Source organism: Streptomyces odontomachi (assembly GCF_024435355.1).
Lineage (GTDB): Bacteria > Actinomycetota > Actinomycetes > Streptomycetales > Streptomycetaceae > Streptomyces > Streptomyces odontomachi.
Window position 1 is genome coordinate 66,502 of the sequence record NZ_JAMJWG010000014.1, and the last position, 14,421, is coordinate 80,922.

Genomic DNA, 14,421 nt, shown 5'->3' on the forward strand with positions numbered 1-14,421 from the left:
CGTGGGTGTCCTGTGTCATCAAGGATCGGACCTCGACTGACTCACCGGTAACCGGCCGATCGGGGCCCAGTGCGACCCCTCGGAAGCAGCACGAGAGGGACGTAGCCATGGCCTACGACGCAGACGCCATCGTGATCGGTGCGGGCCTGGCCGGCCTCGCGGCGACCGCAGAACTCGTCGACGCGGGCCGGTCGGTGATCCTGCTCGACCAGGAGCCGGAGCAGTCCCTGGGCGGCCAGGCGCACTGGTCCTTCGGCGGTCTGTTCTTCGTCGACTCGCCCGAGCAGCGCAGGATGCGGATCAAGGACAGCCATGACCTCGCGCTCCAGGACTGGATGGGTACCGCCGCCTTCGACCGTGACGAGGATCACTGGCCGCGGCAGTGGGCGGAGGCGTACGTCGACTTCGCCGCGGGCGAGAAGCGCGCCTGGCTGTACCAGCAGGGGGTGCGCTTCTTCCCGCTGGTGGGCTGGGCCGAGCGGGGCGGTTACGACGCCACGGGACACGGCAACTCGGTGCCGCGCTTCCACATCACCTGGGGCACCGGCCCCGGCCTGCTCGAACCGTTCATACGCCGGGTCAAGGAGGGTGTCGCGCGCGGCCTGGTCCAGTTGCGGTTCCGGCACCGCGTCACCGGCCTGTCCGGTAGCGGGGGCGCGGTGGACACGGTCACCGGCGAGGTCCTTCAGGCCTCGATCATCGAGCGCGGCCAGGAGAGCAGCCGCACGGTCACCGGCGGCTTCGAGCTGCGCGCCCAGGCGGTGATCGTCACCTCCGGCGGCATCGGCGGCAACCACGAGCTGGTCCGTGCCAACTGGCCCGAGCGGCTCGGCACCCCTCCCGCACACCTGATCTCCGGCGTGCCGAAGCACGTGGACGGGCTGATGCTCGGCGTCACCGAGCGGGCCGGGGCGCGCCTGATCAACGGGGACCGGATGTGGCACTACACCGAGGGGATCCAGAACTGGAACCCGATCTGGCCGCAGCACGGCATCCGCATCCTGCCGGGACCGTCGTCGCTGTGGCTGGACGCGTGCGGCAACCGCCTTCCGGTGCCGCTCTTCCCCGGCTTCGACACCCTCGGCACGCTCGACCACATCATGCGCACCGGCCACGACCACACGTGGTTCGTGCTCAACAAGAGGATCATCGGGAAGGAGTTCACGCTCAGCGGATCCGAGCAGAACCCCGACCTGACCGGCAGGTCCGTGCGGGGTGTCATCGACCGGGCGCGCGCCGACGTCCCCGGGCCGGTCAAGGCGTTCATGGACCACGGCGCCGACTTCGTCGTCGAGGACGACCTCGCCGCCCTCGCCCGCGGCATGAACGCGCTCACCGACAAGCCCCTGATCGACGAGGACGACCTGCGCCGCACCGTCACCGCGCGCGACCGCGAGATCGCCAACCCCTACACCAAGGACCTCCAGATCACCGCGCTGCGCGGCGCCCGTGCCTTCCTGGGCGACCGCCTCATCCGCGCCGTCGCCCCGCACCGCATCCTCGATCCCAAGGCGGGCCCGCTGGTCGCCGTGCGGCTGCACATCCTCACCCGCAAGAGCCTCGGCGGCCTGGAGACGGACCTGTCGTCTCGGGTGCTCACCGACGACGGCACACCCCTGCCGGGGGTGTACGCGGCCGGGGAGGCCGCGGGGTTCGGCGGCGGCGGTGTGCACGGCTACCGCTCCCTCGAGGGCACCTTCCTGGGCGGCTGTCTCTTCTCGGGCCGCACCGCTGGCCGGGCGGCGGCCAAGGCGGTGGGGTGACGCATCACCGCACGTCTCGCGGTGTCCGCGTGCGTCGCCGTCGATCCAGAGTGACCCTTTCCCCGGAACATCTCGACCGGGTCAATTCTTGCGCGCAGCGACCTCGTTGACACGTGTAGGCACTGTTGGGGACCTTGACGGAAACGGTCCCTGAGGGTTTGCTGTGCGTGATCATCTGCTCGCTAGCCGCGTCGTGAGGAAGTTCCGCGGTGTGCCCACCCCCGCCTCCCCTCGGTCGCTCGCGCAAGCGCTCCGCTCACGCCTTCGACGCCGCGCTCGACGACACCGAGCTCACCGCCGCGCGCAGCGCGCTGGCAGGAGGACGCTGGTCCGCGGTCCGCTCACTGCTCGCGGCGACCGGTGACGACTGGGACCGCCGCGGTCACCGGCTCCATGTGCTGGCCCAGGAGCCCGGCACCGCCGCATGGGCCGGCGACTGGCGGCTCGCCGAGCCCGACTCGGTGGACGCCGCCGTGCTGCTCGCCTTCGCCACCGTGCACCGCGCCCTGGCCGACAAGGCCCGACCCGAGGCGGCCCGTGACGCCTGCCACGAGGCTGCCGGCCTTGCGCCCTCGGACCCCAGCCCCTGGCTGGCCCTCCTGGTCCTGGAGCGCGCCATCGGCCGGGAGGAGGACGTCGTGCGGCTCTTCGACGAGGTGCGCCACCGCTACCCGGAGCACCACCACGCCCACCACCTGATGGTGGCCCGGCTCGCGGAGCGCCACCCCGAGACGGGCCAGGACCCGCTGCACGAGGTGTACGACTTCGCGTCCTGGGCCGCCGAGCAGGCCCCGGCCGACTCACCGCTGGCCATCCTTCCGGTGGTCGCGCACGCCGAGCGCTACCGCGTGCTGGCGACCGCGGGCAGCGAGCCGTCCGACCCGGCCGCTTCCGGCCACTGGCTCGGCCGGCGGGCCCGTCTGGTGATGAAGGCCGCCTTCGACTGGTGGCTGGAGTGGGAGCGCGAGGACCACCCGCGCAACCGCGTCGACCTCAACTTCCTGGCGCACGCCAAGTTCTGCGAGGGCAGACCGGCCGAGGCCGCCGCCCTCTTCCAGCGCATCGGACCCCACGCCACCGGCGCCCCCTGGTCGTACCCCGACCGGGACCCCTACGAGGCCTTCCACGCCGCCCGCCGGGCCGCACTCGGCACCACCTGAGCGGGCCTCGGGCCCGGGGAGCCGCCCGTGCGGCCCTCGAAGCGACCCCGCGCAGCACGGCACCACGTCCCCCGCCCGCCGCCTGCCGGCACGGAGGCACTCGCGAAAGGAATCCCCCGCTCATGCCGACGGGCCCCACGAGCAGCAGCAGGGACGCACGCCAGCAGCACGTCGCCGGCGGTGGCCGGTCCCGTGCGTTCGGCTGGGGGCGGGCGCTGCACGCCGGGCGGCTGGGTACGGCCAGCCTGCTGCTGTCCGTGCTCGCCGCGACCGCGCCGCTGATGGTCGTCGCCGGCGTCATGCCGACCACCTTCGGCGTGATGGGCGTGGTCGGCCTGCCGCTGCTGTTCGTCATCCTCGGGGCGGTGCTCGGCCTGTTCAGCCTCGGCTATGCCGAGCTGAGCCGTCACGTGTACAACGCGGGCGCCTTCTACTCCTACATCGCGCGCGGCCTCGGCGGCACCGCGGGCACCGGTGCGGCCCTGGTCGCCCTGGTCACGTACAGCGCGATGCAGATCGGCCTGTACGGCATCTTCGGCTACGAGTGCTCCCGGCTGTCCGCGGTGTACCTGCACACGAGCGTGGCCTGGTGGGTTCCGGCGCTGGCCGGTCTGGTGGTGGTGGGAGTGCTGGGCTGGTGGAAGATCGACTTCAATGCGCGGCTGCTCGGTCTGCTGCTGATCGTCGAAACGCTGCTGATCGTCGTGTTCGACGCCGCCGCGTTCACCGGGCCCGGTGCGGAGGGGCTGTCGCTCCAGGCCTTCGACCCGCACACGTTGAACGGCGCCGGGGTCGGCACCGCGCTGTGCTTCTGCCTGGCCGGCTTCGTCGGATTCGAGCAGGCGCCCGTCTACGCGGAGGAGACCAGCCGCCCGCACGTCGTCGTGGCCCGGGTGATGTTCCTCGCGGTGGGCTGCGTCGCCGTGTTCTTCGCCGTCAGCAGCTGGGCGCTGACGGTGGCGGCAGGGCCGTCCCAGATCGTGCCCATGGCCCGTCAGGAGAGCGCCGGGCTGCTCTTCCTGCTCGCCGAGGGGCGGCTCGGCGGCACGTTCACGGACGCCCTGCACGTGCTGTTCGTGACCGGGATCTTCGCCTCCGCGCTCAGCTTCCACAACGTCGTCGCCCGGTACGCCTTCACCATGGGCCGCGAACGGCTGCTGCCGGCCTTCCTCGGCCGCACCCACAACGCCAGCGGCGCCCCCGCGCTGGGCTCGCTGTTGCAGAGCCTGCTCTCGCTCGTGGTCGTCCTCGTCTTCGCGGCGACCGACCACCGGCCCGTCGGTGATCCGACCGGGCCCGTGCTGCACCTGTTCACCTGGCTCGGCAACGTCGGCGCACTCGGCATCATGCTGCTGATGGCCGTCTCCTGCCTCGCCGTCATCGTCTTCTTCGCACGCCGCGGCGCCGCCCGTGCGCAGCGCTGGCGGCTCGTGGCGTCCGCGGTGGCGGGCATCGCGCTGAGCGTCATCGCCACCTACACGGTCAAGGACTTCGGCGTCCTCCTCGCCGCGCGCCCCGGCTCCCCGCCCGCCTGGGTGCTGCCGGGCGTCATCGCCCTGGCCGCCGCGGTCGGCCTGCTCCAGGGCGTGGTGCTCCGGACGGTGCGTCCCGAGCTGCATGCCCGGATCGGCCTGGGCAACCAGGCCTTCCAGCCGGAACGGGCGACGCCGGGCAGCGCACAGCGGCCACCGCGGACGACGCCGCGACGCCGCGAAGTATGACGGAATTCCGACGGTGTTCCCCGAACGCTGGCCACCGGTCGACACCAGTGCTCGAATCGTGGTGTGACCTCAGAACATCCCATAGAGCACGAGGGCCGGGGAGCGCCCGTCGGGCGCCGCATCCTGCTCGGCACGCTCGCCCTGGGCGCCCTGGGCGTGGCCGCCGCCCGGCCACTCCAGGACGGCCTGGACTCGGCCCTCGGCGCCGCATCGCAGAAGGACCCCACGGGCCTGACCGGGCTGCTGCCGGGCGCCGGCGGATTCCGGTACTACTCGGTCACCGGCTCGGTGCCGGCGAAGGGCCCGGACGACTACCGGCTGACCGTGGGCGGCCTCGTCGACCGTCCCGACGTCTACAGCCTGGCCCGGTTGCGCGCGCTGCCGCAGACCAGACTGGTCCACGATGTGCAGTGCGTCACCGGCTGGCGGGTGCCGAGCACTGCGTTCGAGGGCGTACGGCTCTCCGCGCTGCTGGACGCCGCGGGGGTGCGGCCCACCGCCAAGGCGGTGCGGTTCACCTGCTTCGACGGTGAGTACAGCGAGAGCCTCACCCTGGCGCAGGCCCGCCGCTCCGACGTCCTGGTCGCGCTGCGCATGCAGGACAAGCCGGTCAGCCACGCGCACGGTGGCCCGGTCCGGCTGTACGTGGCCCCCATGTACTTCTACAAGTCGGCGAAGTGGCTCTCCGGCATCACGGTCACCGACCGGGTCGAGCCCGGCTACTGGGAGCGCTACGGCTATGACGTGGACGGCTGGGTCGGCCGCTCGAACGGACGTGACGATGCGCCCACCGTCTGACCCGCCGCCGACGGGCGCATCCGAACGGCTGCCGGCCGACGCATCGGAAGCACGCGACAGGCCGGTGCCGGAGGCCGCCGCGGAATCCGGTCGGCTGCGTCGCTTCACCCGGGCCGAGCGCTGGGTGCACCGCGCGACGGCCGTGCTGATGGGCCTGTGCGTCCTGACCGCCGGCTGCCTCTACGTGCCCATGCTGGCGGAACTCGTCGGCCGTCGCAGGCTCGTGGTCACCGTGCACGAGTGGTCGGGCCTGCTCCTGCCGGTGCCGCTGCTCGCCGGGCTGGCCTCCGTCGCGTTCCGGGGGGACCTGCGGCGGCTCAACCGCTTCGGTGCGCACGACCGCGTCTGGCTACGGGCCGCGCTGCGCCGCGACCCGCGCCCCGAGTCGCGGCCGGCCGGGAAGTTCAACGCCGGGCAGAAGGTCTACGCGGCGTGGCTCGCCGGCGCCACGCTGGTGATGCTCGGTACCGGTCTGGTGATGTGGTTCACGCATCTCGTGCCGCTTCAGTGGCGCACCGGCGCGACCTTCGTCCACGACTGGCTGGCGTTGACCGTCGGCATCGTGCTGGCCGGCCACATCGGCATGGCCCTCGCCGACGACGAGGCCCGCCGGGGGTTGCGCACCGGCTGGGTCGACCGCGACTGGGCGGCCCGCGAGCACTCCCTGTGGCGGCCCTAGGGGGTGTCTGCGGGGGAGACCGTGGCCCGGGCATGCCCCGGGCGCGGGTCCGTGGGGGGAGGACGGACCCGCGCCCGGGAGATTCGATGCGCGTATCGGTGGTGTACCCGCGCTAGATGATCAACGACAGGAGCATGACCAGGGCGCCCGCGACCACGGAGATCAATGTCTCCATGATCGACCAGGTCTTGAGCGTCTGCCCGACGTTCAGCCCGAAGTACTCCTTGACCAGCCAGAACCCGGCGTCGTTGACATGGCTGAAGAAGAGCGAGCCGGCGCCGACCGCCAGGACCAGCAGGGCTGCGTGGGAGCTCGACATGTTGACCGCGAGCGGTGCCACGATGCCCGACGCGGAGACCGTGGCGACGGTGGCGGAACCGGTCGCCAGGCGGATCACCACCGCGATCAGCCAGCCGAGCAGCAGTGCGGGGATCGACCAGGCCTTGGAGATGTCCAGGATCATGTCACCCACGCCGGCGTCGACCAGCGTCTGCTTGAAGCCGCCGCCCGCGCCGACGATCAGGATCACACCGGCGATCGGCATGAACGACTTGTCCACCGTCGACGACAGCCGCTCCTTGGTGAACCCGGCGGCCTTGCCCAGCGTGAACATCCCGACCAGCACGGCCGCGAGCAGCGCGATCAGCGGGTTGCCGATCACGTCGAAGGTGCGCTGCACGGGGTCCGTCACGTCGTCCACCACGATGTCGACCAGCGCCTTGGCCAGCATCAGCACGACGGGCAGCAGGATCGTGGAGATGGTCGCGGCGAACCGGGGCCGCTGGGCCAGGTTCTCCGACGCGCGCTGCGGGATCATGCGCTCCGGAACCGGCACGTCCACCCAGCGCGCCGCGTACTTGGAGAACAACGGGCCGGCAATGATCACGGTGGGTATCGCGACCAGGATGCCGAGCGCCAGCGTGATGCCGAGGTTGGCCTTGACGGCGTCGATCGCGACCAGCGGGCCGGGGTGCGGCGGCACCAGGCCGTGCATCGCGGACAGACCGGCGAGCGCCGGGATGCCGATGCGCATCAGGGACAGGTTGCCGCGCTTGGCGATCAGCAGCACGACCGGGATCAGCAGCACGAGGCCGATCTCGAAGAACAGCGGCAGTCCGATCACCGCGGCGATCAACACCATCACCCAGGGCATGGCCCGGCCACGCGACTTGGCGAGGATGGTGTCGACTATCTCGTCCGCGCCGCCGGACTCGGTGAGCAGCACGCCGAGCGCCGAACCGAGCGCGATCAGCACACCGACGCCCGCGACGGTGGTGCCCAGGCCGGTGCTGAAGCTGGTGATCACCTTGTCGAGCGGTGCGCCGGCGACCGCCCCGAGCGCGAGGGACCCGAGGGTGAGCGAGAGGAAGGCGTGCAGCTTGAACTTGGTGATGAGCAGGACGATGACGGCGATGCCCACGAGGACGGCGATCCCCAGCTGGGCGTGGCCCGCCGAGGAGATCGGCTCGGGGGCGTCCGCTGCCAGCAGCTCGACGCTGAGACTGGTCACGGTGGTTCCCTACGTTGTGGTGGGTGGTGGGGGTGGTGGGGGTTGCCCGGTGTGTTCCTCCGACCCGGCTGGGCCGTGACGAGGAAGGTCACCGGACGAGCGGGGACGAGGAAGTGCACGCATGGGGTGCGTGCGCTCCCTGTGCTGCACGGGGCCCGTGTTCCGATGGTTCAGACGAGCGGGCCCATGATGTACGGACCGACCGTGGCCATGTCCATACCTTCGCTACGCACCGTGCGAGCAAGAGATGCTGCGCACGGTGCCAGCGACGTTCCTTGAGGTCTGCGCGATGTGCGTGATGTCACATTTCAGTCAGTTCAGTCTTTTCGGTCGGTTCGGCCAGTTCGGATGGTCTGGCCGGACCTGGTGGGTGTGACGTGCACGACGCATGCGCGGGGTGCGATGTCTACTGCGCGTCCTGCGTGCGGCCGGCCAGCTCGTTGAGCGCGAGGAGGGCCCGGTCGGTGATCTCCTCCGGGCTGCCGGAGACATCGACCGCAACACCCGCCTCGTCCGTCTGCAACGGCTGAAGCGTGGCGAACTGCGAATCGAGCAGCGCCGTCGGCATGAAGTGGCCCGCGCGGTGCGCCATCCGGTCCTGGATCAGTGCCCGGTCGCCGGAGAGGTGGACGAAGACGAGGTCGGGCGCGGCAGCCCGCAGCCGGTCGCGGTAACTGCGCTTGAGCGCCGAGCTGCTGACCACGCCGCCCCGCCCGGCCCGGTCGTGCGCCCAGGCGCCGATCGCGTCGAGCCACGGCCACCGGTCGTCGTCGGTGAGCGGGGTTCCGGCCGTCATCTTGGCGATGTTGGCCTTCGGGTGGAAGTCGTCGCCCTCGGCGTAGGGGACGCCGAGCCGCTCGGCGAGCATCGGGCCGATCGTCGTCTTGCCGGTCCCGGCCACGCCCATGACCACCACGACCAGAGTCTGCATACTGCCTCGCTGTCTGTCCTGGAGGATCTCCAGAGCTGCCATGGCCACCGGCGTCCGATCCGCACGTCGGTGCGAGGTTACTGAAACTCATAAGGTCTGATGAATTCAAGAGAGTGTGATGTAAAAGTCTGACCTTTAAGTTGTGAGGGACGCCTCGTAGGCTGAGCGCATGACCACCACGTCCCGAGGGCTGCATGCACGCGTACTGGACACCCTCGGGCCCGCGATAACGGCCGGGGAGTACCCACCGGGCAGCGTGCTGCGCACCGACGAGCTGGCCCAGCGCTTCGAGGTGTCGCGCTCGGTGATGCGGGAGGCCGTGCGGGTCCTGGAGTCCATGCACCTGGTGCACGCCCGCCGCAGGGTCGGGGTCACCGTCTGCCCCACCGCCGAGTGGAACGTCTACGATCCGCAGGTCATCCGCTGGCGGCTGGCCGGCGCCGACCGCCCACGCCAGCTGCGCTCGCTGACCGTGCTGCGCTCGGCGGTCGAACCGGTCGCTGCGGGCCTCGCGGCACGCCATGCCACCGCCGCGCAGTGCGCCGAGCTGACCGAGTGCGCCCTCGGCATGGTCGCCACGTCACGCGGCCAGCAGCTGGAGGCCTACCTGGTGCACGACATCGCCTTCCACCACACGGTGTTGAACGCCTGCGGCAACGAGATGTTCGCCCGCCTCGGCGACGTGGTGGCCGAGGTACTGGCGGGCCGCACCCACCACCGGGTCATGTTCGAGGATCCGGACCCGGCGGCCGTCACCCTCCATGTGCAGGTCGCCGAGGCGATACGGGAGGGCGACGCGCAGCGCGCCGAGGAGCTGACCCGGGAGATCACCGTCGGCGCGCTCCAGGAGTTGGACATCCTGGTCCCCTGACCGACCACCCACCTCCCGTCCCGCAGCTGACCGGAGAGCGGCCCCAGATCACGGGTCACATCCAGTTTCTGAAGGCAGGTTGGTTGAGGCGGGGGAGGCGAGGGAGGATGTGTGACAGGCGGTCAGCATGGGGTGCGAGGCGAGCGCGTCCCCCGGCAGAGCGTTGGCCGGTGCTGCCGGAAAGACCCCTTCGAACAGAACAGAGGACTCGCGTAACCCATGACCTCAGAGCCCCCCTCCTACCATTTGCTCCCCGGGTCCGACGACTCTCCGGTACTCCTGCACGTTCCCCACTCCAGCAGGACCATCCCCGCAGCGGTGCGCGACGGGATACTCCTGGACGACGCGGCACTGGAACGGGAACTCGACCACATCACCGACGCCCATACCGCCGAACTGGCCGCCGAGGCCACGCGGGTGGCCCGGCGCCGGCCGTGGCGGTTCGTCAACGCGCTCTCACGACTGGTCGTCGACCCCGAACGATTCCCCGACAAGCGCGAGGAGATGCGCGCCGTCGGCATGGGCGCCGTCTACACCCACACCACCCACCGTGCCCCGCTGCGCCCCGCCGATACCGACCCCCAACCCCTGCTCGAGCGGTACTTCGACCCCTATGCGCAGGCCGTGGCCGACGCGGTCGACGACCGGATCGCCGCCACGGGCCGTGCCGTCCTCATCGACGTCCACTCCTATCCCACCCACGCACTGCCCTACGAACTGCACGGCACCGTCCCGCGCCCTCCGGTCTGCCTGGGCACCGATGACTTCCACACCCCGGCCGGCCTGCTGGACCTCGCTCGTACCGTCTTCGCCGACTTCGGCGGCACGGACCTGAACAGCCCGTTCGCCGGCACCTATGTCCCGCTACCGCACTATCGCACGAACCCGCAGGTCAGCAGCCTGATGATCGAGATACGCCGCGATCTGTACATGTCGGAGCCGGGTGGTCCGGCGGGCCTCGGCCTCGCCGCCCTCGGCACCGCGCTGGCGGAACTGGTGGACGCTGCGTCGATGACCGCCGTGGCGTGAGCAGCACCGCGACCGGTTGGAGCGGTCGGAGCACGGGGCGGGGGATCGCGGTACCCCACCCGCACGCTCCGACCGGCGCGGACGGCCCGGCCGCGTTCGGCGGCCGGGCGGATGTGCCGGCATGCCTCGGGCGCGCCGGCGCGCCGATACTGCGGCATGCCGGCGGGTCGGTACGTCGGCGCCGCGGTTAGCCGGGCGTCGACCCTTGCGGGCGGTCAGGCGGAAAGGCCGGTGGGCCGGTTGGGGGCGGCGGCCCGGGCTACGGCTTGCGGGCCACGAGCGCGTAGATCGCTGCCCGGTCGATGTCGGGGCGCTGCTCGTCGCCCAGCTCCGGGTGCCACTCGTCGAGCAGGACGATGCCGGGGTCGACCAGTTCGAGCCCGCTGATGATCCCTTCGACGTCGGCGCGCGAGCGCAACACGAGGGTGATGCCGCCCGCCGAGTAGATGTCCACGGCCCGCTGCATGCTGTCGCCGTACAGATCGGCCGTCAGCTGCGTCAGGACGAGGTAGCTGCCGGACGGCAGGGCGTCCACCAGGGTGCGCACGTGCTCGATGGCGCCGTCCTCGTCGGTGACGAAGTGCAGCAGCGCGACCAGCGACACGGCGATGGGCTTGCGGAAGTCGAGTATCTCCCGCGCCTGGCTGATGATCGAGTCCGGGGTGCGGACGTCCGCCTCGATGTACTCGGTGACGCCTTCGGGCGTGCTCTTCAGCAGGGCGCCGGCGTGCGCGAGGACGATGGGGTCGTTGTCCACGTAGACCACGCGCGTTTCCGGGGCGATGGTCTGGGCGATCTGGTGGAGGTTGGGCTCGGTCGGGATGCCCGTGCCGATGTCGAGGAACTGCCGTATGCCCGCGGGGCCGGTCAGCCAGCGGATGGCGCGGCGCATGAAGTGGCGGTTGTCCTTGGCGCCCTGCTTGGCGTGTGGGGAGAGGGTCAGCATCTGCCGGCCCAGTTCTTCGTCGACCGGGTAGTTGTCCTTGCCGTCGAGCATCCAGTCGTAGACCCGCGCCGGATGGGGCTTGCTGGTGTCGATCCGCTGAGCGGAAGGCTCAACTCCGGTCATTCGCTGCTCCCTTGGGGCCGTGGTCTCTCTTGAGTGTGCCATCGACCGCGCCGCGTCGGGGGCATCCATGCGGGTCGGGCCGGGGTGCGGCGCGCCGAACCCGCGCCCAGCGTACTCGGGGCCACGGTGACCGCAGCGGAGAACCAACGGCCCGATGGTTGATACGTTTCACTAAGCTCCCGGAGCTGGTGGTGCCGTCTTGCGCTCCCGCCGTGACGCCGGCGGCGAAAGGTGTGTCGGTGCCGCCGTCGGGCGGCGCGCATGGCGCAGGTCTGCTGCTGGAAGCGCTTTCTCTCCGCGGGGTGTCTGGTGCTCGAGTCGAGGGCTGACCTCCTCGCAACGTTCGCGATTTCGAACGCTATTCGATATGCGGGTGATTGAGTCGGGAACCTAGGGGAGCTCCGGCACCCCGTCAACCCCTGTCGCGCCGGTCTGCCGCGGGGGTTTTCGCAAGGTCGCGGTGGGATGGCTGTGCCATGGCGGCGGTGGGCCGGAATCGATGGGGCGGCGAAGCGCCCCATGCGTGCTGTTTGTGCTTCCCGGTGCGGTGCCGTACGGAAGCGGTTGCAGAAATACGGCCGGCAAGTTGTGCCGGACCCTTGCTGAAGGGCTCGACGGGCCCCTACCGTAACGGCTTGGCAACACGGGTCACGCTCGCGTGAGGGATTAAAACGTATCAATCCCGCGATCCCGCACCGAGAGCCCCGGGCGAAGCAGAGTGAACCCGTCGGAGAGCTCCGGCGCGGCCGTGCGGTGTGGTGAGACACCGCCCCGCATCAGCTCCCGAGCTTGGACCGGAACCCGAGCGTCACACCGGATGGGCTTCCGGCCCGAGCGTACGTCCCGTCATATGCATCCACGGCATGGATAGCGGCGACCACATGGCCGCACGGAGGTTGACATGAAGCGTTTCCATATGCACGTGCGAGCCAAGGGTGGTGGCCCGCGAAGCCGGGTGCCGTCGTTAAGAGCAGGCACCCTTGCCGCCTGCGCGGCGCTGGCCATGGGCGCGACGGCGATCCTGGCGCCCAACGCCCCCGCCGCCACGGCCATCGCCACCGACGCGGCGGCGGCGCCACGCGTCACGCCGCTGGCCACCACCGAGAAGCTGGACCACGCACCCGTGAGCGTGCACACCAGCAAGGGCAACCTGGTGAGTTGGCGCTGGCTGGCCACTGACGCCGACAACGTGGCCTTCAACGTCTACCGGGCGGACACGGCCACCGCGGCCCCCGCGAAGCTCACCTCGGCGCCCCTGACCGGCGGCACGGACTTCTTCGACGCCGGCGCTCCCGCCGACGCGGACTACACGGTCCAGCCGGTGGTGGACGGCGTCGCCGCGGCCTCCGCGGAGCACGCCATCCCCATGGCCGACGGCTACCTGGACGTGCCGATCCAGCCACCGTCCAGCAGCTACACGGCCAACGACGCCTCGGTGGGCGACCTCGACGGGGACGGCGACCTGGACTTCGTCCTGAAGTGGGACCCGACCAACTCCAAGGACAACTCGCAGGCCGGCGTCACCGACGACACCATCGTCGACGGCTACACCCTGGAGGGCACCCGGCTGTGGCGCATCGACCTGGGCCGCAACATCCGCTCGGGCGCGCACTACACGCAGTTCCAGGTGTTCGACTACGACGGTGACGGCCAGGCCGAGGTCGCCATGAAGACCGCCGACGGCACGAAGGACGGCACCGGCAAGGTCATCGGCGACTCCTCCGCCGACTACCGCAACTCCGACGGCTACATCCTGAGCGGCCCCGAGTACCTGACCATGTTCAACGGCAAGACGGGCGCCGCCATGGACACGGTGGACTACGTCCCGCCGCGCGGCACCGTCTCCTCCTGGGGTGACAGCTACGGCAACCGCGTCGACCGGTTCCTCGCCGCCACCGCCTACGTCGACGGCAGCCACCCGTCGCTGATCGAGGCGCGCGGCTACTACACCCGGACCGTGATCTCCGCCTGGAACTTCACGGGCGGCAAGTTCGCCCGCCAGTGGACCTTCGACACCAACAGCTCCACCAACGCCGGCAAGGGTTACGACGGCCAGGGCAACCACAACCTGTCCGTCGCCGACGTCGACGGCGACGGCAAGGACGAGATCGTGTACGGCGCGATGGCCGTGGACAACGACGGCCGCGGGCTGTGGACCACCAAGAACGGCCACGGCGACGCGATGCACGTCGGGGACCTCGACCCGTCCCGCTCGGGCCTGGAGGAGTTCAAGGTCGACGAGGACAGCTCCAAGCCGTCGTCGTGGATGGCGGACGCCAGGACCGGCCAGATCCTGTGGTCGACACCGGCCAACGGCGACAACGGCCGTGGCGTCAGCGACGACGTCTGGTCGGGCAGCGCGGGTGCCGAATCCTGGTCGTCCCACGCGGACGGGCTGCTCAACACCAAGGGCCAGAACGTCGGCCGCAAGCCGGGCAGCATCAACTTCCTGGCGTGGTGGGACGGTGACACCACGCGTGAGCTGCTGGACGACACGCACATCGACAAGTACGGCACCAGCAGCGACACCCGGCTGCTGACGGGGTCCGGCGTGCACTCCAACAACGGCACGAAGGCCACCCCGTCGCTGTCCGGCGACATCATGGGTGACTGGCGCGAGGAAGTGGTCTGGCCGACCACCGACAACAAGGCGCTGCGGATCTACTCCACGCCGTACACGACCGACACCCGCATCACCACCCTGCTCCAGGACCGCCAGTACCGTGAGGCGCTGGCCTGGCAGAACACCGCCTACAACCAGCCCCCGCACCCGAGCTACTTCATCGGCAGCGGCATGTCCCTGGCGCCGCGTCCTGCGGTGACCACCAAGGACTGACCTGACCCGGGGACTGACCGAACGGTCGTCGTAGCAACCGCCCGCCCCCGCCCG

General features: G+C 70.7%; 11 protein-coding genes. 8 read left to right on the forward strand and 3 right to left on the reverse strand.

Features of this window, described 5'->3' with window-relative positions:
* Positions 1 to 107 precede the first annotated feature (107 nt).
* The 5 genes from NQO67_RS26365 (at position 108) to NQO67_RS26385 (ending at position 6,121) form a co-directional block, all read left to right on the forward strand.
* Positions 108 to 1,763, forward strand: coding sequence for an FAD-binding dehydrogenase (locus NQO67_RS26365; protein WP_255952763.1), 1,656 nt, complete (start codon positions 108 to 110; stop codon positions 1,761 to 1,763).
* A 209-nt stretch (positions 1,764 to 1,972) separates the two neighbouring features.
* A complete protein-coding gene (locus NQO67_RS26370; RefSeq protein ID WP_255952764.1) occupies positions 1,973 to 2,923 on the forward strand; it encodes a tetratricopeptide repeat protein in 951 nt (316 codons plus the stop codon).
* Between the two features lie 122 nt (positions 2,924 to 3,045).
* A complete protein-coding gene (locus NQO67_RS26375; RefSeq protein ID WP_255952765.1) occupies positions 3,046 to 4,644 on the forward strand; it encodes an APC family permease in 1,599 nt (532 codons plus the stop codon).
* A gap of 63 nt (positions 4,645 to 4,707) precedes the next feature.
* The gene (locus tag NQO67_RS26380) at positions 4,708 to 5,442 is read left to right on the forward strand and encodes a molybdopterin-dependent oxidoreductase (RefSeq protein ID WP_255952766.1); all 735 of its coding nucleotides are present in this window, start codon (positions 4,708 to 4,710) and stop codon (positions 5,440 to 5,442) included.
* A complete protein-coding gene (locus NQO67_RS26385; protein WP_255952767.1) occupies positions 5,426 to 6,121 on the forward strand; it encodes a cytochrome b/b6 domain-containing protein in 696 nt (231 codons plus the stop codon). The genes NQO67_RS26380 and NQO67_RS26385 overlap by 17 nt, the downstream gene beginning before the upstream one ends.
* A gap of 112 nt (positions 6,122 to 6,233) precedes the next feature.
* Here NQO67_RS26385 and NQO67_RS26390 read toward each other — a convergent pair whose 3' ends face one another.
* Together NQO67_RS26390 and NQO67_RS26395 are read right to left on the reverse strand one after the other, a co-directional pair.
* On the reverse strand, positions 6,234 to 7,631 hold the full coding sequence (locus NQO67_RS26390; RefSeq protein ID WP_255952768.1) for a GntP family permease: 1,398 nt from the start codon (positions 7,629 to 7,631) through the stop codon (positions 6,234 to 6,236).
* A 406-nt stretch (positions 7,632 to 8,037) separates the two neighbouring features.
* Positions 8,038 to 8,562, reverse strand: coding sequence for a gluconokinase (locus NQO67_RS26395; RefSeq protein WP_255952770.1), 525 nt, complete (start codon positions 8,560 to 8,562; stop codon positions 8,038 to 8,040).
* A gap of 169 nt (positions 8,563 to 8,731) precedes the next feature.
* Here NQO67_RS26395 and NQO67_RS26400 point away from each other — a divergent pair, with 169 nt between their 5' ends.
* Together NQO67_RS26400 and NQO67_RS26405 are read left to right on the forward strand one after the other, a co-directional pair.
* A complete protein-coding gene (locus NQO67_RS26400) occupies positions 8,732 to 9,433 on the forward strand; it encodes a FadR/GntR family transcriptional regulator (protein ID WP_255952771.1) in 702 nt (233 codons plus the stop codon).
* Positions 9,434 to 9,652: 219 nt separating this feature from the next.
* The gene (locus tag NQO67_RS26405) at positions 9,653 to 10,462 is read left to right on the forward strand and encodes an N-formylglutamate amidohydrolase (RefSeq protein ID WP_255952772.1); all 810 of its coding nucleotides are present in this window, start codon (positions 9,653 to 9,655) and stop codon (positions 10,460 to 10,462) included.
* A 259-nt stretch (positions 10,463 to 10,721) separates the two neighbouring features.
* Here NQO67_RS26405 and NQO67_RS26410 read toward each other — a convergent pair whose 3' ends face one another.
* On the reverse strand, positions 10,722 to 11,531 hold the full coding sequence (locus tag NQO67_RS26410) for an SAM-dependent methyltransferase (protein ID WP_255952773.1): 810 nt from the start codon (positions 11,529 to 11,531) through the stop codon (positions 10,722 to 10,724).
* Positions 11,532 to 12,432: 901 nt separating this feature from the next.
* Here NQO67_RS26410 and NQO67_RS26415 point away from each other — a divergent pair.
* Positions 12,433 to 14,367, forward strand: coding sequence for a rhamnogalacturonan lyase (locus tag NQO67_RS26415; protein ID WP_255952774.1), 1,935 nt, complete (start codon positions 12,433 to 12,435; stop codon positions 14,365 to 14,367).
* Positions 14,368 to 14,421 lie beyond the last annotated feature (54 nt).

Excerpts from the sequence above, each read along its gene's own strand:
- NQO67_RS26365 (WP_255952763.1), top strand. The coding sequence starts at position 108 with ATGGCCTACGACGCAGACGCCATCGTGATCGGTGCGGGCCTGGCCGGC.
- NQO67_RS26375 (WP_255952765.1), top strand. The coding sequence starts at position 3,046 with ATGCCGACGGGCCCCACGAGCAGCAGCAGGGACGCACGCCAGCAGCAC.
- NQO67_RS26385 (WP_255952767.1), top strand. The coding sequence starts at position 5,426 with ATGCGCCCACCGTCTGACCCGCCGCCGACGGGCGCATCCGAACGGCTG.
- NQO67_RS26395 (WP_255952770.1), bottom strand. The coding sequence starts at position 8,562 with ATGCAGACTCTGGTCGTGGTGGTCATGGGCGTGGCCGGGACCGGCAAG.
- NQO67_RS26400 (WP_255952771.1), top strand. The coding sequence starts at position 8,732 with ATGACCACCACGTCCCGAGGGCTGCATGCACGCGTACTGGACACCCTC.
- NQO67_RS26405 (WP_255952772.1), top strand. The coding sequence starts at position 9,653 with ATGACCTCAGAGCCCCCCTCCTACCATTTGCTCCCCGGGTCCGACGAC.
- NQO67_RS26410 (WP_255952773.1), bottom strand. The coding sequence starts at position 11,531 with ATGACCGGAGTTGAGCCTTCCGCTCAGCGGATCGACACCAGCAAGCCC.
- NQO67_RS26415 (WP_255952774.1), top strand. The coding sequence starts at position 12,433 with ATGAAGCGTTTCCATATGCACGTGCGAGCCAAGGGTGGTGGCCCGCGA.